This window comes from Allorhizobium sp. GW101-3B10, assembly GCF_059424725.1.
On the sequence record NZ_JBWKZR010000001.1, the window covers coordinates 3,281,212 to 3,304,639 of the forward strand.

Genomic DNA, 23,428 nt, shown 5'->3' on the forward strand with positions numbered 1-23,428 from the left:
AAAGCAGGGCAACCGAAAATCCGTCTGCCCGGCCCGATGGGATCACCTGACTTCATGGCCGCCTATAAGGCGGCGGCAAGCCCTTCGGCTCATGCGAAGGAACCGAAACGGCTAAAGACCGGAGCTATCGTGCCCGGCTCCATTCGCTGGCTCTGTTCAGAATACTTCAAATCGGCCCCTTTTCGCGAGCTTGATCCGCGCACCCAATATGTGCGGCGCGGGTTGCTTGAGCGCTTTTGCCAGCGCAACGGAGACGGCGACAAGCCCTTCCGGTTGCTGCAACCGAAACACTTGAGGCAACGCCGCGATGACCTTATCGAGAAACCCGAAGCGGCCAATGGCATGCTGAAGGCGGTACGCCAGCTTTTCAAATTCGCGATTGATTATGACCATCACGACCGCAACCCGGCCATGGATGTCGAATACCTGAAGAGCAAGAACCCCGAAGGATTTCATGCATGGTCGGTGGACGAGCTTCGCAAGTTTGAGGAGCGTCATCCGATTGGAACAAAAGCACGACTGGCCTTCGCCTTGATGCTCTACACTGGGCAGCGCAGAAGCGACATCATTTCATTCGGCCGGCAACACGTCCGGGATGGCTGGCTGACGTTCACTCAGCACAAGAATCGGAACAGTAAGCCGGTGCGGCTCGAAATCCCGATCATTCCCGAACTGCGGAAAATTATCGATGCGAGCCCCTGCGGAAATCTCACGTTTCTTGTAACGGAGTTCGACCGGCCGTTCACGTCCAATGGATTTGGCAATTGGTTCCGCAAGCGGTGCAACGAAGCTGGCCTAAAAGAATGCAGTGCCCATGGGCTTCGCAAGGCGGCAGCGTCTCGCCTTGCCGAGCTTGGATGCACAGAGTTCGAAATCATGGCTGTCACGGGCCACTCCACATCTAAGGAAGTCACCCGCTACACCCGCGCAGCTAATCAGAAGATACGAGCGACCAGCGCAATGAGACGGCTATCGGAGGAACAGAAATAGATCAAAAGTGTCCCACCTTTTAAGGTGATTGCATACGGTGGGACGATACCGCCCAATAAAATACTGAAATATAACGAGGAAATTTTAGAATGGTGCCCGGAGGCGGATTTGAACCACCGACACGCGGATTTTCAATCCGCTGCTCTACCAACTGAGCTATCCGGGCATCAGGCCTTTTGACAAGCCATCCGGCGGATGGTTCCGACCGGCGGGGGAGAAGTTTCCCCCGGAAGCGAGGGCGTTATAGCATCTTGTTTCGGCATGTCCAGCGCCTTTCGGCACTTTTTTGACAGCTTTGCGAAAATGCCGGAAAATCCAATCAAATGAACGACTTCCGGCCCATTCGCCGAACCGCCCGGCAATCGTCTCAGTCGGGTTGGTCGTCGTTGGCCTTCGATTCGTCGTCGACGACGGGAATGGCATAGGAGCCTTTCAGCCAGCGCGACAGGTCGAGATTGCGGCAGCGGTCGGAGCAGAAGGGATAGTGCTCGCGCTGCGAGGGCCTGCGGCATTCCGGGCACGGGCGCGCCTTGCGCAGCGGCTCCACCTTGGCGGAGCGGCCGAGGTTTTCGGTCCCGGCCATCGCTCAGCCCTCCGTCCAGCCGGACTGCACGGTGAAGCCCTCGCCCGAGAGCATCTGCAGCGTCTCGAACAGCGGCAGGCCGACGACATTGGTGTAGGAGCCGACGAGTTTCTGCACGAAGCAGCCGGCAATGCCCTGCACGGCATAGCCGCCGGCCTTGCCGCGCCACTGGCCGGATGCGAGATAGCTTTCGATGTCGAGGCCGGACAGGCGCTTGAAGCGCACCTTGGTCTCGACGATCTTCTGGCGCACCGTGCCGCCCGGCGTGATCAGGCAGACGCCGGTGAACACCCAGTGGCTGCGGCCCGACAGGAGATGCAGGGCCGAGGAGGCTTCTTCCAGATATTCCGCCTTGGGCAGGATGCGGCGGCCGACGGCGACCACGGTGTCGGCGGCGACGATATAGCTGTCGTTCCACACCGGATCGCGGCGGATCTCGCCATAGGCGGCCTTGGCCTTGTCGGCCGACAGGCGGCGCGCCAGCGAGCGCGGATGTTCCGACTTCTTCGGCGTCTCGTCGAGGTCCATCGGCATCAGGCGCACGGGCTCGATCCCGACCTGCTTCAGCAGGTCGAGGCGGCGCGGCGACCCGGAGGCCAGTATCAGCTTCTGTCTCAGTTCCATCGACCCTCTCGCAGCCTTCACCGGCAGCCGGCGACTACTTGAAGCGATAGGTGATGCGGCCCTTGGTCAGGTCGTAGGGGGTCATCTCCACCAGGACCTTGTCGCCGGCGAGAACGCGGATGCGGTTCTTGCGCATGCGGCCCGCGGTATGGGCGATGATCTCGTGCTCGTTTTCCAGCTTCACCCGGAACGTCGCATTGGGCAGCAATTCGGTGACGACGCCGGGAAATTCGAGGACTTCTTCTTTAGCCATTGAACGCTTGTCTTTCTTGAGGTTTGGTCGGGACGCCGGTCGGGGGCCCGAAAATGTGGGCGGAAACTACACAATCACCGCGGTTTTGTGAACCTTGTAGATCGGGCTTTTCGAATTTGTTTCAAAGCGGACCCGGAGACAGCCTTTCGCGGGACAGCAGGCGCTCCTCGATCAGCCGTTTCAGCCGGTCGCGCACCTCGCGATAGGCCTCGAGGATCTGCTCGCGCGTGCCGGTCGCCACCGTCGGATCGGGCATGGGCCAGTAGACGACCTCGACGGCGGAGGAACGGGTGAGTTCCAGCGCCGCGTGATGCGCCTCCGGCGCCAGCGTGACGACCATGTCGAAATAGTCGTCCTCCAGTTCGTCCAGCGTCTGCGGCTGGCGCCTGCCGAGCGTCAGGCCGATCTCGTCGAGCACCGCATCGACGAAGGGATCGCGCTCGCCGGCCCTCACCCCCGCCGAGGCGAGATAGGTACCGGCCGGCAGCAGGGTCCGGGCGATCGCTTCGGCCATCGGCGAGCGGATCGCGTTCATGCCGCAGACGAACAGGATCGCCCCCGGCAGACGCCCCTGGGTATCGGGATCCGCGCCGGTGGCCATCAGGCTACCCGCGCCAATAGAGGACGCAGACCAGGGTGAACAGCCGGCGGGCCGTGTCGAAGTCGAGCTTGATCTTGCCCGACAGCCGGTCCATCAACGTCTGCGAACCCTCGTTGTGAATGCCGCGGCGCCCCATGTCGATCGCCTCGATCTGCGACGGCGTCGAGGAGCGTATCGCCTCGTAATAACTCTCGCAGATCATGAAGTAGTCCTTGATGATCCGCCGGAACGGGGTGAGCGACAGGATGTGCGTCGCGACCGCCTCGTCGCTTTCGGTCTTGATCGAGAAGACCAGCTTGCTGTCGACCAGCGACAGCAGCAGCCGGTAGGGGCCGCCCGGGTGGCCGACCGGCTCGAAGGTGTTTTCCTCGATCAGGTCGAAGATGGCGACGGCGCGCTCGTGTTCGACGTCCGGCGTCGAGCGGCCGATCGTCTCGTCGAGCACAACATCGCAGAGCCGGAAGTCGCCCTTCGCCATCGGTCAGCCTTCGAGGTTCAACCGGATGGCGACGGAGCGCGCATGGGCATCGAGCCCCTCGCTTTTCGCCAGCGCGATCGCCGCCGGGGCGAGCTTGCGCAGCTGTTCCGGTCCCAGTCTCAGGATCGAGGTGCGCTTGACGAAATCGAGTACAGAGAGGCCCGAGGAGAAGCGCGCCGAACGCGCGGTGGGCAGAACGTGGTTGGAGCCGCCGACATAGTCGCCGATCACTTCGGGCGTGTGGCGGCCGACGAAGATCGCGCCGGCATTGCGCACGCCGGCCATCAGCGCATCCGGATCGTCGACGGCGAGCTCCAGATGCTCGGCGGCGATTCGGTTGGCGAGCGGGATGGCGTCGGCAAGCGACTTGACCAGGATGACGGCGCCGAAATCGCGCCAGCTGGCGGCGGCCGTCTCGGAGCGGCTGAGCGACTTCAGCTGCCGCTCGACGGCAGCCATGACCGCGTGTCCGAGTTCGGCGTCGTCGGTGATGAGGATCGACTGGGCGCCCGGGTCATGCTCGGCCTGGGCCAGGAGGTCGGCGGCCAGCCAGTCGGGATTGTTGTTGGCGTCGGCGATCACCAGCACTTCGGACGGCCCGGCGATCATGTCGATGCCGACCGTGCCGAAGACATGGCGCTTGGCGGCGGCGACGAAGGCATTGCCAGGTCCGACGATCTTGGCGACGGGGGCGATGGTTTCGGTGCCGTAGGCGAGGGCCGCCACCGCCTGGGCGCCGCCGATCCGGTAGATCTCCTCGACGCCGGCGATCTTGGCGGCCGCAAGGACCGTTGGATTGATCGCGCCTCCGGAGGCCGGAACGACCATGACGATGCGCTCCACACCAGCGACCTTCGCCGGCACGGCATTCATCAGCACCGAACTCGGATAACTTGCCGTGCCGCCCGGCACATAGAGGCCGACCGCCTCGATCGCCGTCCAGCGCGAGCCCAGCCCGACGCCGAGCGCGTCCTCGTAGATGTCGTCCTTCGGCATCTGGCGGGCATGGTGTTTTTCGATGCGCTCGGCCGCAAGCCGCAGGGCATCCATCACCTCGGGCGAGACCTGGGCCGCCGCCGCGTCGATTTCCGCCGGCGTGACACGCATCGGCGTATGGGAGAAATCAATGCCGTCGAAACGCAGGGAATATTCGGCCAGCGCCGCGTCGCCGCGCGCCCGGACATCGGCGATGATCGCCCTCACCACGTCGTTGACGTCGTCCGACACTTCGCGCTTCGTCGTCAGGAAGGCGGCAAACGTCTCGCCAAACCCTTCCGATGCCTGATCCAACCAGATCGCCACGTCCCCTGCTTCCTTCCTGCCCCGCCTTCACGCACTTTTCCGGCCGAGCCGGTCAATTGCCCGGATGACCGGGCTTGTGGCTGGTTTCCCATGCTCCGCCGGTATCTGCAAGCTGTGCTTCTATACATTCGACATCGAGCGCGATCATGCCGCCGCCCGACAGTACGAGTTCGACCACACCCTCCGGCCCTTCGCCCTCCATGCGGAAGCGGATGGCAAGCAGCGAGAGCACGTCGTCGCCCTTGCGGCGGTCGAAGCCCATGGAGCGCACGGCGCTCACGCGCTTGAAGGACAGCATGGCGCGGCGGCGCTCGTAGCTCCGGCGCTTTGCGCCCGCGCCTTCCCAGACGAAGCGGTTGACGGCGAGGGCAAACAGGCCGGGCCGCGCCTGGAAGGTGATGTCGGCGACCTTGAACACCGCGTCCTGCATGTGGGCGGACATGACCGCAAGGTCGTCGGTGTCGAGAGCAAGGAGCTTCAGGCTTGTCATGTCATCATTGTCCGATTGGCCAGCAGATCACGCGCGAGACCGGGTGAAGGAGGAAAGGCTGACGCCTGGCCCGCACCGATCACGCATCATCCTTTCGACATAGGTCGCCGCAATGCAAGAGGCAACCGGTCGCAGGCAGCCGGACCTCAAGAAACTCAGTCGGTGATGCGCTCGACCACCGCGCCGCAGCGGGTCAGCTTCTCTTCCAGCCGTTCGAAGCCGCGATCGAGGTGATAGACGCGCGACACCGTGGTTTCGCCCTCGGCGGCAAGGCCGGCGATGACCAGCGACACCGAGGCGCGCAGGTCGGTCGCCATGACGGGCGCACCGCGCAGGCGGGTCACGCCCTCGATCCGCGCCGTCTGGCCGGAGAGTGTGATGCGCGCGCCGAGACGGGCGAGTTCCTGCACATGCATGAAGCGATTTTCGAAGATGGTCTCGGTGACGTGGGAAACGCCGTTGGCGCGCGTCATCAGGCCCATGAACTGCGCCTGCAGGTCGGTGGGGAAGCCGGGATAGGGTTCGGTCACCACATCGACCGGGCGGATGGCATGGCCGTGGCCGACGACGCGTAGGCCCGACGGCGTGACCGTGATCTCGGCCCCGGCGCGGCGGACGGCGTCCAGCGCTGTGTCGAGCAGGGCAAAATCGGTGCCCTCGAGCGTCACGTCGCCGCCGGTCATAGCGACCGCCATGGCATAGGTACCGGTCTCGATGCGGTCCGGCAGGACGCGGTGGCGGGCGCCCGACAGGCTGTGCACGCCCTCGATGGTGATGGTCGAGGTGCCGGCGCCGGAGATCTTCGCACCCATGGCGTTCAGGCAGTTGGCAAGGTCGACCACTTCCGGTTCGCGCGCCGCATTGTTGATCACCGTCGTGCCGCGGGCCAGCGAGGCCGCCATCAGCATGACATGGGTCGCGCCGACCGAAACCTTGGGGAAGGTATAGGTACCGCCGATCAGGCCGCCCTTCGGCGCCGTGGCATTGATATAGCCGCTGTCGATTTCCATGGTCGCGCCGAGCGCGGTCAGGCCCTCGATGAACAGGTCGACCGGACGCGTGCCGATGGCACAGCCGCCCGGCAGCGAGACCCGCGCCCTGCCCTCGCGGGCGAGCAGCGGGCCGATGACCCAGAAGCTGGCGCGCATCTTCGAGACCAGCTCGTAGGGCGCGGTGGTGTCGACGATGGTGCGGCAGGTGAAATGGATGGTGCGCGAATAGCCCTCGCCCTGGCGCTCGCGCCGGCCGTTGACCGAGACGTCGACGCCGTGATTGCCGAGGATGCGCAGCAGAAGCTCGACGTCGGCGAGATGCGGCACGTTTTCCAGGGTGAGCGTGTCGCTGGTCAGCAGCGAGGCGATCATCAGGGGCAGAGCGGCATTCTTGGCGCCGGAGATCGGGATTACCCCGTTGAGCTCGTTGCCGCCGACAATCCTGATACGATCCATGTAAGCCTACGCTACGGGTCAAGACCCGCCTTTCCTGATAATGGGTGGAAAATCCGCCACCCGGCCGGGTGGGGTCTTTAGACGAAAAGCACGGCGGGTTCAATTCACCGGTTCAGCAACGGTTAATCATCGCGATTCGGCGAATTTGCGGCAGGCAGGCCATCCGTCTCGTCGGCCTGGCCCTGGCGGCGGGAGCGCTGCTGCAGTTTGCGCCGCAGGAGGTTTTCCCTCAGCGTGTTCGCCGCCCGCGCCTTGCGCTGCGCGGCCGCGATGTCGGCGTGGCGCAGGCCGCGCTCGCCACCGCTCGCGGCGGCATCCCCTGCCCCCTCGCCCGCCTCGGCCCCCGGCCTTAATTCGTCCCGCTCTTTGTCCATGCCGGGGTGATAGCCGAAATCCACCTTTTCCGGAAGTGTTCTGCGCATGAGATGGTTTTCTTCAAGCGAAGTTCGTTTTGCGGCTTGCATCCCCCCGGAAGCTGTGGCAATAGGCGGCTCGCTTGAGACGGCGCAAATGCACCGGGCCTCGCAAGCTGCTATAGCTCAGTGGTAGAGCACTCCCTTGGTAAGGGAGAGGTCGAGAGTTCGAGTCTCTCTAGCAGCACCATTTTTCCTTGTTTATTCACAAGGACTTAGCGCAAGATCAATGGGTTACAGTTCCGTTTGTTACAGCTCACGGCTACAGCGGAGCGATGAACGACATGCCCTTGCCCTCTCGTCTGACCAAGCGTGGAAACGTCCACTGGTACAGATGCTCCATCCCCCCGCGACATCAAAAAATCGTATCCGAAGACCGAAGAAACGTTCTCACTTGAGATCCGGGACTATCAGGATGTGCTCAAGAAGCTGAGGAAAGCTTCGGCCGAAGTGGACGAGCGCTTTGAAGAGCATGGGCGACCTTGGTCCGGCAGCGAGAGCCCGCGCTCCCCGAGCTGTCTGACGTGCGAATCAAGCACGTCGAGGACGTTTACTTCGCCCACCTCCTGGATGAGGACAATGATGTCCGTCTGGAGGGAATGACCGACGACGAGCTTGAAGGCTATCAACGGCTGACCGACAACATGGACCACGTCAATCAGCAAGGGATCGCTCGAGGCTACCCGTTTGGCTATGCCCGAACTGAAGCCGAGGAAGTCTTGAAATGGAATAACGTCGACCTGAAGCTCAACCCAGAGTCCCCGAGTTGGCCGAAGCTGATCCGTGCAATCCTCAGCGCGAGCGTCCGCGCCGCAGCGGCCAAGAGACACCGCAACGAGGAACGCCGGGCGCACCCTGGAATGATCCCGGGACTGGTCCGCCATGCGCCTCTTGCCTGAAGGGCAGGGACCATTCTTGCCGCAGTTGCCCATATCTGCACCTCGGTGAGGCTTTGGGCGTGATCGCAAGAGCCCGGCCGATCCGAACATGTTCCTCATCCCCGTCGCATGCGAGCCCAAACCGCCAACGGATTCGAACAGAACATCAAATTCAACAATGCGCTCTTGGTCGTCGGTCATGGAACAACCGAGAAGAGGTAAAAGCGCCCGCGCCGCCAAGTTGGCCCGCAGTAGCAGCATCGTGCGCAGGCGTGAGAGCACGCTCGGGCGCCTCCTCAGTACACGAATCATCTCCACACCGCGCTCAAACCGCCAGTATCGCCAGGAATGCCTCCTGCGGGATGTCGCCGCGCGAAAGCCCGTGCCGCCTGCCCTTGTTCTCCTTGCCCTTCCTGGCGAGCCTGCGCTTTGCCGAGACACTTCCCTCGAAACCCTTGGCCAGAGCATCCTTGCGCAAGGGCGGGATATCTTCGCGGGCAATCACCCGGCTGCCGATGGCGGCCTGCAGCGGCACGGGATAGAGCTTCTTCGGCATCACGTATTTTAGCCGGTGAACGATATCGGCGGACTTCTCGTAAGCCTGTTCACGGACGGTGACAAAGGCAAAGGCGTCGACCGGCTGGCTTTCGATGAGAATGTCCACCCGCACCAGATCGGTCGGCTGGTAATCGGAAAACTCGTAGTCGAGCGTGGCATAGCCCTGGGTCAACGATTTGAGGCTGTCAAAGAAGCCGAAGGCCATCTGGCTCATCGGCAGTTCGTAGGCGATGCGAGCGTAGCCGTCATCGCCATAATCCAGCGTGCCGAAGATCCCGCGGCTGCGGCCGCACAACTCCATCACCGCGCCGATATAGTCGGATGGCGTCTGGATCATGCTTGACACCATGGGTTCCTCAGCCATCGCGATCGCTTCGGGATTGGGAAAGTGCGCGGGGTTGTCGATCAACAGGACTTCACCGCTCTTCAACGTCACCCGATAGACGACGCTCGGTGCTGTGGTGATGACATCGACGCCACATTCGCGTTTCAACCGCTCCTTGACGATATCCAGATGCAGCATGCCGAGAAAACCGCAGCGGTAGCCGGCACCCAGCGCTTCCGAGACTTCAGCTTCAGTACGGAAGGCCGCATCATTGAGCGCGAGCTTCTGCACTGCGTCGCGCAGGGTGTTGATGGTCATGTCGCCGGAGGGATAGAGTCCGGCAAAAACCATGGGCTTGGGTTGGCGGTAGCTGGCAACCGGATCACGTGCAGGCGTGTCCACAAAGGTCAGCGTATCGCCGAGGCGGATGAAGGACGGATCCTTGATGCCGGTTGCGACATAGCCAACTTCTCCGGCCGAAAGCCCGTTCCAGCGCAATAGCTCCGGCCTGAATATACCGACTTCGGTGGCCTCGAAGCCGGTTGGCGCCGACATGAAGCGAATGCGATCACCGGCGGCCAGGGTGCCGTCTACCACGCGGACCGACAGAACCACGCCGCGGTAAGGATCATAGTAACTGTCGAAGACGAGCGCGCGCAGCACCTCTTGCTGGCTTACCGGCGGCGGGAACGTGGTCGCAATCGCCTCCAGCACCTCGCGAACGCCGTCTCCGTTTCGCGCAGATACCAGCATCACCGTATCCGGATCGAGACCGTCCACATCGTAAAGCTGGCGGATGATGCGCTGCGGATCGGCAAGCGGACTGTCGATCTTGTTGAGAACCGCCAGCAGTTTCAGCCCTTGTTGGCGCGCCAGCCGGACGTTGGCAATCGTCTGGGCTTGCACTCCCTGCGTCGCATCGATCAGCACGATGGCGCCTTCGCAGGTCGCAAGGCTGCGGCTCACTTCGGCGGAGAAATCCACATGGCCGGGCGTATCGATCAGGTTGAACTGGTAGTCTATGCCATCCGCCGCGCGATACTGCATGCGCACCGTGCGCAGCTTCACCGTGATACCGCGCTCCCGCTCGATATCCATGGAATCAAGCAACTGTTCGTGCATGTCACGGCCGGGTACCGTCTGGGTAATTTCAATGAAGCGGTCGGCAAGCGTCGACTTGCCGTGGTCGATATGGGCGATAATGCAAAAATTACGAATGGCGGAGAGAGGCATGGGTGGGGCCTTGCTGAGGGTCTGATCCGGTCGAAGCATAAGAAGAAGAAAAGGAAGTTGCTCAAGCGAGCTCGTCGCCCGGCGGGGCGGCAGCCAGTTTCCCGGCATCGGTCTTCTGCCAGATCGCCTGTATCAGCGAGGTCAGAAGCTCCGACTGCTCCCGATCCAATCCACCGAAGACCGAGCCCAGCCATTCGGCATGTTCGTCGAACACGGTGCGTGCCAGGTGCTCGCCCCTGTCGCTCAACCGGATCTTGACGCTACGCCGATCCTTCTCGTAGGCATCCCGGCGGGCAAGTCCATCTCGCTCCAGCCCGTCGATCAGGCCGGTCATGGTGGCGCGCGTCACGCCGCAGCGTGTGGCAAGCTCGTTGGGTGCAAGGCCGTCCTTCGCCTCATGCAATACAATAAGCATGACGAACTTGCTGTCTGACAGCTGATGACGGGCAAGCCGCCGAGCGCAATCGGCATCAATCGCGGAGGCAAGGCTGAGGACCCCGCCGCAAAGCTTGATCTGCCGGTAGTCCGTCCGGCCCCGGCGCAGGGCTTCTTCATAGAGCGATCTATTCTTGGCGTTGAGCATGACGACATCCAATGTAGTTTGGCGCCTTACTAGATGGTTCCGTACCAGTTTGCAAGAGGTCGTGCCGCTTTCGCCGATGTCGTGCGCCCTGCCACCTCGGCTGCCTGACAGATTGGCAACAATGGATTACATCCACCTGTGTACTCGATGCGCGGAACCTTGATCTTGCCGATGGAATCACGCGCTTGCGCAATCATCGTACAAACGCTCGAGTTTCTAGCCCATCAACCGCCTCGCAATCGGAAATCCGGGCGACGTCAAATCCGTTGGCGAAAGTGTCAGTGAACTCCGCCTCGACTGCGCTGCGGGGGACCATGTTCAGCTGGTCCGGCATCGTAGACAAAACGGGTGGAATAGAGAGGCTCATGGAGGCTGCCGGGCTGAACGTCATCAATCCGTGGGAGGTGGCGCAGCGTCTTTAGCCGACGGCCGTAGTTGTAGGCATCGACGAAGTCATGGAGGTGGGCGGCTAGCTGGTCCTGGCTGTCGTCGTGATACCGTTTGACAGTCGCGTCTCTGATCGTTCGGTTCATTCTCTCGACTTGGCCGTTGGTCCAGGGATGCTTGATTTTGGTGAGCCTGTGCTCGATGCCGTTGTAAGCAGCGATGGAGGGACGAGCGGGTCAAATGCGGAATCGTGGCCTGTAGGGCATAGAGGCAGTCATCCAGTGGCAGCAGTGTGTGCCGGCGGAAAGCAACGATGATTGCCTCTTCTTCGATTGAAAGTATCGTTGAGTGCGCGCCTTTCGGACCGGTTGGCAGGTTCTTCACCGCTGTGCGCCGCTTCCACTTCGCTACGGTCTTCTGGTTGATCCCATAGCGTTTCGCCAGAACCCTCAGGCTCTCTTGACTATGTGTATCGCTCGACGGACTGCTTCCGTCGTGCGGGCGCTCCCGTGTAGAATTTGACCCATAGCGCATCTCTCCATTCCTGGCTGAATAATGCACCACCAAATGACGGGACTAAACAAGCCGCGATGCTCTTTTCGAATCAGTGGTTTTGCCTCGCCTCAGCCGCAGGCGTTGCGGGTGTAGATCTTGCCGGCATCGCGTTTCAGCACCCAGCCGCGATAGGTTCCCATCTCGATCTCGCACCAGATGGTGGTGCCGTTCTGCTCGACGCAGCCGATGACGGTGACGCACTGGTTCCGCTCGAGCTTGCCGAGCACGGCGCCGGAACGGTCGGGCATGGCGCGGATGTTCATGCGGGTGAGCGCCTGGATCGAGGTGACGCCGGCGGCGACGTCCGGGGAGCCGACGTCGCTCGGCTGAGCGCAGCCGCCGTCGACATAGGCCGGGCAAGGGCCTGCGGGCGTAGCCACCGGACGCGGCGCCGGCTTGCCGCCATCCTGGACCAGCGTCAGTTCCTCGCCGTCGCCGATCACGCCGACATAATGTCCCGGCTCCTCCAGGTCGGCACGGCCGACCATCGTCAGGCCGTCCTTCGTCGAATAGAGGATGATCGTGTGATCGCCGTTGTTCATCGAATAGCCCGTCACCGGATTGGTGAAGTCGAAGCACGAACCGTCATGGAAGAGCGTCGAGAGCACCCCTTCCGCGACCGGGTCCTCCTCGAAGGAGAGCCGGCAGCTTCCCTGGGGCGTGGTCATCGTCCAGATCTCCGGCTCGGCGGAATGGGCCGGCAGCGCCACCAGCAGCGTGGCGGCGACAAGCAGTCCTTTGCGGACATCGATCTTCAACATGGGCGGGCGTCCTCCGGTCGGGCGTGAAATGCGGCCAGCTAAGGAACCGGCCGGCCCCTCGTCAATGTTCCACGCCGCCGCTCCCATGGCGTGCCCAGAATTGGACGCTTGCGCACATTGCCCCTGCCCGCGGCGCTGCCGACGCATGGCGATGACAAGCCTCGCCACGAAGTCACAAACTCGCAGGATAAGTATACGTGTCCCAAACCAATTCGTGGCATAAGCAGGTCACAACCGCACTGCAATAAAGGTCTCCATGCCGAGGGGCGACGACAAGGATACGAGCGGACTGCGCGGCACCCCGCCCAAGCCCGCGCCGCCGAGGAAGAGCGCGATGCTGCTCTTCGCCGTGCTGCTCGTCGCCTTTGCCCTGGCGATCGCCGCCACGCTGCTGCTGGCCAATGACCGGCGCAACCTGCGCATCCTGCTCGACCGCTACGACCTGAACTGGCTGCTGGAACCGGCGACGGACGAGCCGCGCGGGACGCGCGCCCTGCGCGGCCGCCGGCTGGCGCCGGTTGCAGTCGCCATACCCACACGGTTCTTTGCCGGCCCGGAAAACGCCGCGATCGGCGCCTTCGTGCGCGAGGTCAGGGCCAGCGGAAGCGAGTTGTGCGGCGCCTTCAAGGCGGCCGGCGTCGACAATGGCGGTTGGCAACCCAGCCAGTTCGACGGCAAGACCTATGAATGCCTGTCCGAGACGCTTCTGCCGGCGACGGAGGAAGGCCGCCAGAACGCCTCGTTCTTCTTCATCGCCAAGGGCACGCCCGAGGGTGAGGTCGGCTCGATCCGCATGAAGCTGGTCGCGCCGGAAACCGAGGACGGCGAGACCGTGCATCACCTGCTGGTCAAGGCGCTTGAACAGCTGATCGAGCAGGCGCGGTGGCTCGATCTTGCCCCCGCCATCGCCAACGCCGAGGCGCTTGCGGATTTCACCGCGGTGCGCTTCGGCATGTCCTTCCGCTTCACCCATGAATTCACCGCGCCCAGAAGCTACAATCTGATCGTCCTGCCGACCTCGAAGGATCCGACCGTCAAGCGCAGCCGCGCCTACTTCGACACGCTGCAATGGCTGCCGCTTCCCTCCGTCATTGCCCGGCTTCCCGAATATCTGCGGCCGCATGTCGTGGCGACAAAGCCTATGTCGTCCACTCCGGACCCCGGCGCCCCACCCGCGCCCGCGCCGTCAACGCGCAAGACGATGAGGCCGGCCCTCACCTCCCCGCCGACCCCATAGCGGCCGGCATCGGCGCTTGAATATACATATGATTATCATTATGTATTTGGCGAAAGGTCGTCGGCTGTACGTCCCTCGGGACGAGTCAGGCTCGGCCTCCTACCCATGCGCAAGCCGCCAGCGAAGGAATCCCGCCGATGCATATCCGTCCCGTCACGCACAACTATCACGTCACCGGCCAGCTGAAGCCGACGGATCTCGGCCAGGTGGCCGAGGCGGGCTATGCCGCGGTCATCTGCATGCGTCCGGACGGCGAAGGCTGGGGCCAGCCGAAATTCTCGGCGATCGAGGAAGCCGCCAAGGCCGCCAATCTCAAGGCCTACTACCTGCCGGTCGGCGGCTCGGCCGTGCCGATGGAACAGGCGCGCAAGCTGCGCGGCCTGCTCAAGGAAACCGAGGGCCCGGTCCTCGCGTTTTGCGCCTCCGGCGCGCGTTGCGCCGGCCTCTACCAGATGGCCGAGCAGATCGGTGGCTGAGGCGGCCGGCTCGCCGCTTCGCGACTGCTAAGCCTCGCGCCAGTTCGGCCGCTTAAGCAAACAAGCAGCTCGGTGCCCGACGATTCGCCAGTCGTATGGTCAGCCCGAAGCGCCTGTTCAGCCCCTTCCGCGCACGATCCCGCGGAAGGGGCATTTATGCGAGGCCGTCATGCCCAAACTATCCGTCTGCATTCCCGTCGAACCCGGCCAGCCGGCCCCGACCTATCTGGTCAACCGGCTGCTCGAGGAACCCGATTCCAGCATCGAGGTGATCGTCGCCGCCTGCGGCGTGCGCGCGGGCGCATGGCCCTATCTGGAGGCCCGCGCCGCGGAGGATCCGCGGCTGCGCGTGCTGCCCACCGCCCCGGCCGGACTGTCGGCCGCCAGCCTGTGGATCGGCACGCTTGCCGCCTCGACGGGTGACTGGGTCTCGCTGATAGGCCCCGAAGACATGATCCAGCCCGACCTGCCCAAGCTTGTCGCCTATGCCGAGGACAAGCATCCGGATGCCGACACGCTCGGCTGGAATGCGTTTTCCATCGCGCCCGAAGCGCCACGAACGATCAGCGCCACGGTCGCTGTGCCGATCGTCCACCATCTCGCCGACATCGAAAAATCCCGCATGCTGGAAGCCTTCTTCCAGTGGACCGGCAGCCAGAACACGCCGCGCATGCCGTTCGGCCTCTATCACGGCACGGTCAGGCGCTCGCTGCTCGAAACCGTGCTCTCCTCCTGCGGCGAACTCAGCTGGCTGACGCCGCTGCCGCGATGGGAATGGGCGGCCCGCGTGCTGATCTTCTCGCAGGGGCTGCTGCTGTCGCACCGGCCGCTTTCGGCGATCAGCGCCACGCCGTTCCGCCCCATGCCGGTGCCCTCGGCGCTCGAGGGTTTTCCCTTCGACGCCCGCATCGGCCTCACCGCCACGATTGCCGAGGTCCAGGCCCGCGTGCTGCACGAACTCGGCGCCAGCTGGGCCGGCTTCAACGAGGATTTCGTCAAGGCCTGCGTCATCGACTGCATGCGCGAGCATGACGAGGCGGCGTTCCAGCAGAAGGGCCAGGCCTATTTCGAGGCGATCCGCCGCATGCCCGGCGGCATTGCGCTGTCCGAACAGTTCCGGCCGCAATATTTCCCGCAGCCGCCGGAGGATAGCCGGCGCGGCCTGCATGCGCAGATGCTGTTGGTCGATCGCTTCATCGGCAATGCCCAGACCGCCCAGGAATTTTATGAGGTGGTCGACGCGATGCTCGCGCCGATCTTCGTCATCACCGACTTCGTACCCATCCGGGAAGACTAGGGCCGCTTCTTCGTCGGCCCTCAGCGGGCCGACAGCGCCAGAAGTCCCTGATCGTCCGGGAAAGTCGCGAGGAAATGGTCGATGCTGCCTTTCGACAGGCCGCCGCCGGCAGCAAACATCCGTCCCGTCCCGCTCTCCCGATCGCGCTGCTGCGTGGAGAGGAACCAGTCGGCCGGCTTGGAGCCGAGCACACCGGCAAAATCGATGCGTGTCTTCGGTTCGCCCATCAGCGCGCGATAGTGTTCTTCGAGCAGGCCGGCCGAACGGCGCGGCTGGTATCGGTCGCGCGCCGTCGCCCGTGCAGCCGCGGACAGGCGCGTCCGCTCCTCCGGCTCCGCCAGCAGATGCCCGAGCCTTGCCGCCATATCGGCCGGATCGACCGCGACCACGCCGTTGACGCCATCGGTGACGATGGCTTCTTCGGCTGGATTGGCCAGCACCACCGGCACCAGCCCCAGCGACATCGCCTCGATCAGGGCGTTCTCCGCCGTGCCGTAGTGATCCTCGCGGAGCGGATAGAAGAAAATGCCGGCAGCCTGCAGCGCGGCGCGCGGATCCGCCGTCTGGCCCTCCAGCCGCACCCGTTCGGGATGCCGCATGGCGCTGGCGCGGCGGGCCGGCTCGCCTTGCACGTCGAAGCCACCCCAGACAGAGACGCGGATATCGGGATGGTCCACCGCGTCGACGATGTCGAAGAAGGCGGGATGCATCTTCACGAAATCGACCGTGCCGAGATAGGCGATCGCTGCCGACGTCTCGCTCGCCGGCATCTCATCCGCGGTGCGTCCATCCTCGAAGCCGAAGCCCGAACCGACGACACCGAGACGCGCGCGCGCCGCGCCCGGTAGGGTGGCGATATCCGGTGCCTGCAGCGAACAGGGAGAGGTAAAGACGAACCGCCCGGTGGCAGCGATCAGGCCGGTGGGAATGTAGGGCGCAAAAAGCCCCGAGACATGGGCCCAGAAAAGGCTGCGCATCGGCGGCAGCTCGGTGGTGGCGAGCAGATGGTAGAGGCGCGGATGGTTCCACCATTCGATCTGGACGATGTCGGCGTCTTCGATCAGGTGCGCGAGCGAAACGCCCTGGCCGGCATGATGGAGGCGGCCGCCCGCCTGCTCGACGAGGTCGGCATAGCGGCGGTCACGGGGTTCTTCGAGGAGATAATAGGCGCGCCCGACCGCCGGGTCGGTCGCGCCCTGGATGGCCGCATGGGCCTTGCCGACACCGCCGCCGAGATGCGGCGTGATGTGCAAGACCTTCATTCGGCGGCGATGGGGGCCATCGGCTTGAGACCGCCCGGCGCCTTGACGGCCGGGTTGATCGTCACCTTCTCGCGGAAGCGCTCGAGCAGCATTTCGCGGTGATTGTCGATATTGTCCGGCAGGCAGTGCGTGAGCTGGCCGCAGCTGCCGCAGACCTTGTTCTCGCAGCGGCGTCCTTCGAGATGCTGCAGGCGCAGCGCGTTCATCGCGTCGGAGGTCCAGATCTGGCTGAGCGGCGTGGTGCGCACGTCGCCGATGATGAGCTTACGGCCCCAGTCGAGGAAGCAGGACGAGACGAGGCCGTCGGCGTTCACGCTCATGGCGTAGAAGATATAGGGGCAGGTATCGGTCGGCTTCAGTTCCTGCTGGTAGATGCCGACTTCGCCGATCTTGATGCCCGAGCGTTCCTCGACGTCGAATTCCGGCCAGCAGGGAGCGAAGTTCTCGATGAAGATGCGGTCGCAATAATCGCCGAAGGTGTCGAAGAATTCCTGGCGCTGCGCCTCGGTGATGAGTTCGCCGGGGATCTTGATCGACACTTCCATGTCGCCCTTGTTGGCGTCCAGCCACTTCACGCCGGCGACGAACTTGTCGAAGTCGAAGTCGAAGCCGGTGAACTCCTGATAGGTCTCCCGGGTCATGCCGTCGACGGAGATGTTGATCTTGTCGAGACCTGCCTCGATCACCGGGCCGAGGCGCTCCGGCGTCAGGAAGGTGCCGTTGGTGGTCGTGTCGATATAGTCGACATAGCCGCTCTTCTTGGCATAGGCGATCATGTCGGCGAGGCGCTTGTTCAGGAAGGGCTCGCCGTCCTTGTACATGCGCAGCACCTTGATCGGCTTGCCGAAGCCGGCCAGATCGTCGATCGTCTTGGTGAAGACGTCGTATTTCATCGCGCCCTGATAGCGGCCGGTATCGGCGATCAGCTGGCGGTGACCCGTCGGACAGAAGGTGCACTTGAAATTGCAGGAACTCGCCGGATCGACAAAGACGATGAAGGGCGTTTCGAGCGGGATGACGGTCTCGAGCGGGGTCCGGTCATCGAGATTGATCCGCGGCTTCAACTGGGCTTTCATTCAGCGTCTCCGGCATTCGGGTAGGAGTGATCGCATTGCATAGACCGACCACAGCCGCCGGATCGGAGGGATGGATCGCCGCCGTTCCGAACTCCAGCAGGTCGCGCCTGCCGTATTCGTCGGCGATCCGTTCCGCCAACTGGCGTATCGTCGTCGGGATACCAGAACAAATGTTGATTGCGCCAGGCTGACCTGTCTCAACCACATCGGCGATCATCGCCCCAGCCTGCCGCACGTCGAGAAAGTCCCGAAGCTGCGTTCCCGCGGAAAGTCTTGCGACTTCGCCGCGACCAAGCCGTTCGCGGATATAAGGCACGAGACGGGCGGCATATTCCCCCTCGCCGTGCAGGTAGAAAAGCCTGCACCAGGAGAAGGTCGCCTCCGTCGTCGCGAAGTACTCTGTCAGCATATGGTAAACGGAAAGTTTACACGCCGCATAGAGTGTCGCAGGCTCAAGCGGCGCGTGGATCGTCAGCCGCTCCGACGGCAGGCGGTATTCCATGCAGGTGCCGACCCCGATGAAATGGCGGATTCCGGCTTCCGTGGCGCCCCGGACGAGCGCCAGCGTTCCCGTGACGCAATCGAGATTGAGCGGGGAATCGAGATATTTGCCCGGCTCGACATACCAGGCGGCGTGGATGACCGAATCGACGCCCTCCAGTCGTTCCGCCCACCAGTCGGCGGTCTCGGCAAAGAGATCCGCCGTGAGGATGGCATGCTCGGCCCTTGCGCCCTCCAGCAGGCGTGCCGCGCTGCCGGGGCGAAGCACCGGAACGACGTCATGGCCCGCTTCGGCGAGCCGGCGATGGATCTGGCGGCCGACGAAACCGGTGGCACCGGTCAACACGATCCTTGTCATGACAAGCTCCGGGAAAGGTCACGCCTGATAGATGGCACCAAAGGCAGGCGGACCGGCAGGTTGTTCGAATCATCCGGGATGACAGTTTAGACGAGCCGGGCGAATTGCGGACGGAAATGATCGAAGCCAAGCAGACAGGGGCACAGGTGCCGGTCGTGGCATCGCCGGAACGACCGGCGGTGGTTGCGCGCGCCCTCGCCGCCCTGCCCGACCGGTCTGCGTCGCTCGCCCTCCTTCGCGCCATCGCCGACAACACCTGCACGCCGGGCCCGGTTGTCCCGCGCCAGCCGCTGGCGCTCTACGGCGCCGGCAATCTCGGGCGGCTGGCGCGCGACCACCTGCGCGCCGTGGGCGAGGATTTCGACCTGGTCGTCGACCGCAATGCCGAGGCCCTGGCGGCTGGCGGCGAATGGGCCGGCACCCGGCTCGTCCATCCTGACGCGGTCGATGCCGAGACGAAGGCCCGGGCCATGCTCGCAGTCAGCATCGTCACCAGCCCCTATGTCCCGCTCCAGGCCGCCCTTGCGGCTGCAGGCTGGCGCGACATCGTGCCCTTCTACGACATCGCAGAATCCTTCCGCGACCGCCACCCGCTGTCGAACGGCTGGTTCGCCGAGCCCTTCTCCGACGATGACGTCGCGGCCGTCGGCGCGGTTCTCTCGGCCTGGGACGACGACCTGTCGCGCGCGCATCATCTGCAGTTCATCGCCTGGCGCCGCCTTCGGCAGGAATGGAGCTTCGACGGCGCGCCGGTGACCATCGACGACCGCTTCTTCATTCCGCCGATCCTCGGTGTGCTCAGACCGAACGAGCGCTTGCTCGATGCCGGCGCCCATCACGGCAGCGTCACGGCGCGCTTCATCGCGGAAACGGACGGCCAGTTCGCCTCGATCCTCGCCATCGAACCGGACGAGGAAAGCCGCGCCGTACTCGAGCAGACCCTCGACGGCCTCGCCTCGGATCAGCGAAGCCGCATCACCGTCAGCGATGCACTGCTCGACAGCGAATGCCGAACCGTCCGCTTTCATGATGGCCTCGGCTATGCCTCGCAGATCTCACCCACCGGAACGGACGAACGCGTGACCCAGACGCTCGACGCACTTAGCGCTGCCCCGAGCTTCGTGAAGCTGCATCTCGAAGGCGGAGAACTTGGCGCCCTCAAGGGCGGCATCGCGACCCTGCGCAAATATCGCCCGATCATCGTCGCGACCGTCTATCATGACGCCGACGGGATCCAGGCCACGCCCGCCTGGCTGATGGACAATCTCGACGGCTACCGTTTCCTGTTCCGGCTGCACAGCTGGTGCGGCACCGGTGCGGTCGTCTACGCCATACCGGAAGAACGGCAATGACGATCATTCCGAGCCTCGACCAGCTTGCCCGCACCTCAGCCGATATCCGCGCCTTCGCGCTGTCGCTGCCCAATCCGCAGCGTCCGCGCACGGCGATCTACGGCACCGGCTTTCTCGGCGCCTGGGCCTGTTCCTGGCTGAAAGACAACGGCTTCGACCTCGTCGCCTGCTTCGACGGCAATCCCGAACGCGCGGGCACCCAGTTCCAGGGCCTACCCGTCCATGCGCCGGAAACAATCGGCGAAATCGGTCCGGAACTGACGCTCATCACCGCGCGCCATGCGATCGGTCCGGTCAGCGCCAGGCTCGAAACTTTGGGTGTCGCCGGCCTGTCCTTCGACGCCTTCTATGCCGCGCTGCATTTCGAGGCCTTTGCCGCGGTCCACGAGCTTCTCGACGACGAGCGCTCGCGCGACGTGCTGCGCGCCGTCCTGGCCGCGATGCTGACGGGCGAAAAATCCTATTGCGAGGCGGTATTCGAGAAGGACCAGTATTTCTGCCTGCCGCGCTTCTGCGGCGTGGAGAAGGAGATCTTCATCGATGCCGGCGCCTATGTCGGCGACAGTGTCGAACGCTTCATCTGGACGCATTACGGCGTGTTCGCCAGGATCCATGCCTTCGAGCCCGGTGCGCGCCAGCATCGCGCGCTGAAGGCGAGGACGGATCGGCTCGTCGAGGAATGGGCGCTCGATCCGCAGGCGATTGTCATCAACCGCAGCGGGCTTGGCGCCGGCGAGGCGCAGATGGCGAGCGCCAGCCAGAGCGGACAGCTGCAGAGCCTGGCACTCGGCACGGCGGGTGCAGGCGCGGGTGCGGTTACCGTGACCTCGCTCGACCGCTATCTGGACGGCGCGCCGGCCAGCTTCATCAAGGCGGATGTCGAGGGCATGGAAATGGCCCTGCTGCAGGGGGCGGCCGAGACGATTGCGCGCTGCCGCCCAAAGCTCGCCATCTGCGTCTATCACTATCCGTCCGACATACCGCAAATCTCGAGCTACCTGAAATCGCTGGTACCGGACTACCGGTTCGCCCTGCGCCACCATTCCCCGCAACTCATGGAAACCGTGCTTTACGCCTGGACAGAGTGAAGCGGCCATTCAAGAGGAGTTACCCATGGATCCTGTCGAACACTTCCGCGACTACGTCGCCAACAATATCCGGGAAATCGGCGAGGACCGGGATTTCATCGGCCTGTCGAACATCTGGGTGCGGGAATCGATCCGCCACCGTTATGCGCAGAATTTCACCTGGCTCGGCCGGCCGATCATCCAGGTCCCGCAGGATACCTATGCGATCCAGGAACTGATCTGGACCTGCCGTCCCGATCTGGTCATCGAAACCGGCATCGCCCATGGCGGCTCGCTGGTGATGAGCGCATCGATGCTCGCCATGCTCGACTATTGCGACGCCGTGCAGGCGGGCACCGTGCTCGATCCGAAGGCCAGCCGCCGCAAGGTGGTGGGCGTCGACATCGACATCCGCGCCCACAACCGCGCCGCGATCGAAGCCCATCCGCTGACCCACAAGATCCACACCATCCAGGGCTCCTCGGTCGCCGACGACGTCTTCGCCCAGGTCAAGGCCCATGCCGAGGGATATGACCGGGTCATGGTCTTCCTTGATTCCAACCACACGCACGAACACGTGCTCGCCGAGCTTGAGCTCTATGCGCCGCTCACCTCGAAGGGCTCCTATTGCGTCGTCTGGGACACCGGCGTCGAAGACCTGCCGGCCGACATGTGCAACGACCGCCCCTGGGGCAAGGGCGACAACCCAAAGACCGCAGTCTGGGAATACATGAAGCTGCTGGAGAGCGAAGGCCGCACGGCGCGCGACGGCGAGCCGCTGAAATTCGCCTATGACAAGACGATCGAGAACAAGATCACCATCACCGCCTCGCCGGACGGCTTCCTGAAGCGCGTCTGAGCCTCGGCGAAATTCGGTCCCGAAAACAAATAAGGCCGCGGTCGTGACCGCGGCCTTTTCGTTTCCGCTTCGGCCGCCACGGCGGTCAGCTGGATTCAGGCGATGCGCTTCTGGGTCGTCTGGATCGGCCGCTTCTCGCCGACGGGCGTCATCAGTTCCTCTTCCCAGGGGAAACGCAGGCCGTCCGGCCGGACCTCGACCTGGTCGGCCGGGCAGATCAGGCCGTTGATGACGTCGAGCAGTTCCACCGGCGTCTTCACGCCGGCAATGTCGGAGCGGATGAAGGTACCGGCGAGGTTCGAGCCGCTGATCTGCAGGCTGAAACGCATGTCCTTGAACACGGGCTGGAAGTGTTCGAGGAATTTTCCCCGGCGCCAGTTCCTGAAGGCGGTCGCATAACCCTCCCGGACGATGTTGAACGATTCCTCGTCGCGGAACATCTCGGTGTTGAGGGCGCAGGACTTGGCGAAATTCTTTTCCCAACCGTCATAGGTCAGCTTGTACTTGGCGCGGAACCATTGCTGGCAAATGCCGATGGAGGCGGTGACCCCCAATATGCTCTGGAAGGGAAAGTCCCGCAGGAGTGGGTCGTCGTCGAAGTTGCGGCCGAGCTCGGCCATGAAGATGTCGACCTTCTTCTTGATGTCAGCGAGCTTGCCGATCGAATAGGAATTGCTCTCCGGACAGCTTCCCATGACCGAGAAGGTCCTCTGGCAGAAGGCAAAATGCTTGCCCTCGACCATCACCTTCATCGCCATGTCGTAGTCGATGACCGGGTGCTCGAAATAGCGCCCGCCATATTTGCGACGGATGCGGTCGAGCAGCTGGCGCGAGACCGCCGAATGATAGATCGAGTAGCCGGAGGTCGGAACGGTGGTCGCCTCGAACCAGCCGAACATGCGCTTGAGCAGTTGATCGCGCGGGACCTTCACCACGAAGGAATTGAAGGGCACGTGGATGCTGGTGTTCCTCTGGCCCGGCGAAGGCCAGCTATAGGTCGCGACGCCCCAGGCGAAGGCCTCCGTCTCCGGATTGGCGGCCAGCACCTTCTTCAGCACGATCATGACGTCGGGGTCGATATAGTCGTCGTCGCCGATCACGGTCACCCAGTCGCCGGTCGCAGCCGCGAGCGTGCGTTCCCAGTTCTCGATCATCGGCAGCGTGCGGTCGGTCGACGGCAGATAGACGATGCGCGGATCGCCGGCATGGGCGCGCATGTAGTCGTTCATCACCGACGGATCGTCGGAATTGTCGACGAAGACGAATTCGATGTCGTCGCGCCCGGTGCGCAGCAGGCCTTCGATGGTCTTCTGGAAATAGTATTGGCGATTGCGCGAGGGCACGCAGATCGACAGGCGCGTCTTCTCAGCCATGGTCTTCTCCGCTTCGGATCCGTCGGCGGCTCCGCTTATTGGTCGACGGTTCGACACCCACGACCCCGTCACTCCGGCCGAAGCGTTCCGCGCAATGGCGGCGTCGCA

Annotated in this window: 24 protein-coding genes, 2 tRNA genes and 1 pseudogene; 9 read left to right on the forward strand and 18 right to left on the reverse strand. The window is 63.7% G+C overall.

Annotation, left to right across the window (positions count from 1 at the left end; translation table 11 throughout):
- Positions 1-54: 54 nt before the first annotated feature.
- Positions 55-990, forward strand: a complete 936-nt coding sequence (locus tag AC07Y0_RS16330) for a tyrosine-type recombinase/integrase (RefSeq protein ID WP_498678785.1) — start codon at positions 55-57, stop codon at positions 988-990.
- A gap of 90 nt (positions 991-1,080) precedes the next feature.
- Here the strand turns inward: AC07Y0_RS16330 and AC07Y0_RS16335 are convergent.
- From AC07Y0_RS16335 to AC07Y0_RS16380, 10 genes are all read right to left on the reverse strand, one after another.
- Positions 1,081-1,156: transfer RNA gene (locus AC07Y0_RS16335), tRNA-Phe, on the reverse strand.
- A gap of 201 nt (positions 1,157-1,357) precedes the next feature.
- Positions 1,358-1,573, reverse strand: a complete 216-nt coding sequence (yacG, locus tag AC07Y0_RS16340; RefSeq protein WP_498678786.1) for a DNA gyrase inhibitor YacG — start codon at positions 1,571-1,573, stop codon at positions 1,358-1,360.
- Positions 1,574-1,576: 3 nt separating this feature from the next.
- Positions 1,577-2,197: a Maf-like protein gene (locus tag AC07Y0_RS16345; RefSeq protein ID WP_498678787.1), complete on the reverse strand. Its 621-nt coding sequence runs from the start codon at positions 2,195-2,197 to the stop codon at positions 1,577-1,579.
- A gap of 34 nt (positions 2,198-2,231) precedes the next feature.
- Positions 2,232-2,450: a translation initiation factor IF-1 gene (infA, locus tag AC07Y0_RS16350; RefSeq protein ID WP_004435948.1), complete on the reverse strand. Its 219-nt coding sequence runs from the start codon at positions 2,448-2,450 to the stop codon at positions 2,232-2,234.
- Between the two features lie 121 nt (positions 2,451-2,571).
- The gene (locus tag AC07Y0_RS16355) at positions 2,572-3,051 is read right to left on the reverse strand and encodes an arsenate-mycothiol transferase ArsC (protein WP_498678788.1); all 480 of its coding nucleotides are present in this window, start codon (positions 3,049-3,051) and stop codon (positions 2,572-2,574) included.
- Between the two features lie 4 nt (positions 3,052-3,055).
- Positions 3,056-3,529, reverse strand: a complete 474-nt coding sequence (locus AC07Y0_RS16360) for a UPF0262 family protein (RefSeq protein ID WP_498678789.1) — start codon at positions 3,527-3,529, stop codon at positions 3,056-3,058.
- 3 nt (positions 3,530-3,532) lie between these two features.
- Positions 3,533-4,831 carry a histidinol dehydrogenase gene (gene hisD / locus AC07Y0_RS16365; protein ID WP_498678790.1) on the reverse strand — a complete coding sequence of 433 codons (1,299 nt, stop codon included), beginning with the start codon at positions 4,829-4,831 and terminating at the stop codon, positions 3,533-3,535.
- 52 nt (positions 4,832-4,883) lie between these two features.
- Positions 4,884-5,321 carry a DUF2948 family protein gene (locus AC07Y0_RS16370; RefSeq protein ID WP_454744430.1) on the reverse strand — a complete coding sequence of 146 codons (438 nt, stop codon included), beginning with the start codon at positions 5,319-5,321 and terminating at the stop codon, positions 4,884-4,886.
- Positions 5,322-5,476: 155 nt separating this feature from the next.
- A complete protein-coding gene (gene murA / locus AC07Y0_RS16375) occupies positions 5,477-6,769 on the reverse strand; it encodes a UDP-N-acetylglucosamine 1-carboxyvinyltransferase (protein ID WP_498678791.1) in 1,293 nt (430 codons plus the stop codon).
- 122 nt (positions 6,770-6,891) lie between these two features.
- Complete coding sequence (locus AC07Y0_RS16380) at positions 6,892-7,191, reverse strand: hypothetical protein (protein WP_498678792.1); 300 nt, start codon at positions 7,189-7,191, stop codon at positions 6,892-6,894.
- 106 nt (positions 7,192-7,297) lie between these two features.
- On the opposite strand from AC07Y0_RS16380, the gene AC07Y0_RS16385 reads away from it, so the two are divergent.
- Together AC07Y0_RS16385 and AC07Y0_RS16390 are read left to right on the forward strand one after the other, a co-directional pair.
- Positions 7,298-7,372: transfer RNA gene (locus tag AC07Y0_RS16385), tRNA-Thr, on the forward strand.
- A 334-nt stretch (positions 7,373-7,706) separates the two neighbouring features.
- Positions 7,707-8,081 carry a hypothetical protein gene (locus AC07Y0_RS16390; protein ID WP_498678793.1) on the forward strand — a complete coding sequence of 125 codons (375 nt, stop codon included), beginning with the start codon at positions 7,707-7,709 and terminating at the stop codon, positions 8,079-8,081.
- Between the two features lie 304 nt (positions 8,082-8,385).
- On the opposite strand, the gene lepA is transcribed toward AC07Y0_RS16390, so the two are convergent.
- The 4 genes and pseudogenes from lepA to AC07Y0_RS16410 form a co-directional block, all read right to left on the reverse strand.
- Entirely contained in the window at positions 8,386-10,284 is a 1,899-nt protein-coding gene (lepA, locus tag AC07Y0_RS16395; RefSeq protein WP_498678794.1) for a translation elongation factor 4, read from the reverse strand.
- Entirely contained in the window at positions 10,238-10,759 is a 522-nt protein-coding gene (locus AC07Y0_RS16400) for a MarR family winged helix-turn-helix transcriptional regulator (RefSeq protein WP_498678795.1), read from the reverse strand. The genes lepA and AC07Y0_RS16400 overlap by 47 nt, the downstream gene beginning before the upstream one ends.
- 278 nt (positions 10,760-11,037) lie before the next feature.
- Positions 11,038-11,673: pseudogene (locus tag AC07Y0_RS16405) on the reverse strand (integrase core domain-containing protein).
- A gap of 96 nt (positions 11,674-11,769) precedes the next feature.
- On the reverse strand, positions 11,770-12,462 hold the full coding sequence (locus AC07Y0_RS16410) for an SH3 domain-containing protein (RefSeq protein WP_498678796.1): 693 nt from the start codon (positions 12,460-12,462) through the stop codon (positions 11,770-11,772).
- Positions 12,463-12,796: 334 nt separating this feature from the next.
- Here AC07Y0_RS16410 and AC07Y0_RS16415 point away from each other — a divergent pair, with 334 nt between their 5' ends.
- From AC07Y0_RS16415 to AC07Y0_RS16425, 3 genes are all read left to right on the forward strand, one after another.
- Positions 12,797-13,699, forward strand: coding sequence for a DUF6030 family protein (locus tag AC07Y0_RS16415; RefSeq protein WP_498678797.1), 903 nt, complete (start codon positions 12,797-12,799; stop codon positions 13,697-13,699).
- 137 nt (positions 13,700-13,836) lie between these two features.
- A complete protein-coding gene (locus tag AC07Y0_RS16420) occupies positions 13,837-14,175 on the forward strand; it encodes a protein tyrosine phosphatase family protein (protein ID WP_498678798.1) in 339 nt (112 codons plus the stop codon).
- 169 nt (positions 14,176-14,344) lie between these two features.
- A complete protein-coding gene (locus tag AC07Y0_RS16425; RefSeq protein WP_498678799.1) occupies positions 14,345-15,472 on the forward strand; it encodes a hypothetical protein in 1,128 nt (375 codons plus the stop codon).
- Positions 15,473-15,492: 20 nt separating this feature from the next.
- Here the strand turns inward: AC07Y0_RS16425 and AC07Y0_RS16430 are convergent, their stop codons facing one another.
- Genes AC07Y0_RS16430 through AC07Y0_RS16440 form a run of 3 tightly spaced genes read right to left on the reverse strand, consistent with a single transcriptional unit; the run spans position 15,493 to position 18,669 of the window.
- A complete protein-coding gene (locus AC07Y0_RS16430) occupies positions 15,493-16,734 on the reverse strand; it encodes a glycosyltransferase (RefSeq protein ID WP_498678800.1) in 1,242 nt (413 codons plus the stop codon).
- Complete coding sequence (locus AC07Y0_RS16435; protein ID WP_028738928.1) at positions 16,731-17,810, reverse strand: radical SAM/SPASM domain-containing protein; 1,080 nt, start codon at positions 17,808-17,810, stop codon at positions 16,731-16,733. The genes AC07Y0_RS16430 and AC07Y0_RS16435 overlap by 4 nt, the downstream gene beginning before the upstream one ends.
- Complete coding sequence (locus tag AC07Y0_RS16440; RefSeq protein WP_498678801.1) at positions 17,773-18,669, reverse strand: NAD-dependent epimerase/dehydratase family protein; 897 nt, start codon at positions 18,667-18,669, stop codon at positions 17,773-17,775. Before AC07Y0_RS16440 ends, AC07Y0_RS16435 begins: the two co-directional genes overlap by 38 nt.
- A gap of 116 nt (positions 18,670-18,785) precedes the next feature.
- On the opposite strand from AC07Y0_RS16440, the gene AC07Y0_RS16445 reads away from it, so the two are divergent.
- The 3 genes from AC07Y0_RS16445 to AC07Y0_RS16455 are packed head-to-tail and all read left to right on the forward strand — an operon-like array spanning position 18,786 to position 21,947.
- Positions 18,786-20,021 (forward strand): FkbM family methyltransferase, encoded by a 1,236-nt coding sequence (locus AC07Y0_RS16445; RefSeq protein WP_498678802.1) that lies wholly within the window; start codon positions 18,786-18,788, stop codon positions 20,019-20,021.
- Positions 20,018-21,109 (forward strand): FkbM family methyltransferase, encoded by a 1,092-nt coding sequence (locus tag AC07Y0_RS16450; protein ID WP_498678803.1) that lies wholly within the window; start codon positions 20,018-20,020, stop codon positions 21,107-21,109. Before AC07Y0_RS16445 ends, AC07Y0_RS16450 begins: the two co-directional genes overlap by 4 nt.
- Positions 21,110-21,134: 25 nt before the next feature.
- Complete coding sequence (locus AC07Y0_RS16455; protein WP_498678804.1) at positions 21,135-21,947, forward strand: cephalosporin hydroxylase family protein; 813 nt, start codon at positions 21,135-21,137, stop codon at positions 21,945-21,947.
- A gap of 95 nt (positions 21,948-22,042) precedes the next feature.
- Here AC07Y0_RS16455 and AC07Y0_RS16460 read toward each other — a convergent pair whose 3' ends face one another.
- Positions 22,043-23,320 (reverse strand): glycosyltransferase family 2 protein, encoded by a 1,278-nt coding sequence (locus AC07Y0_RS16460; protein ID WP_498678805.1) that lies wholly within the window; start codon positions 23,318-23,320, stop codon positions 22,043-22,045.
- Between the last annotated feature and the right edge of the window lie 108 nt (positions 23,321-23,428).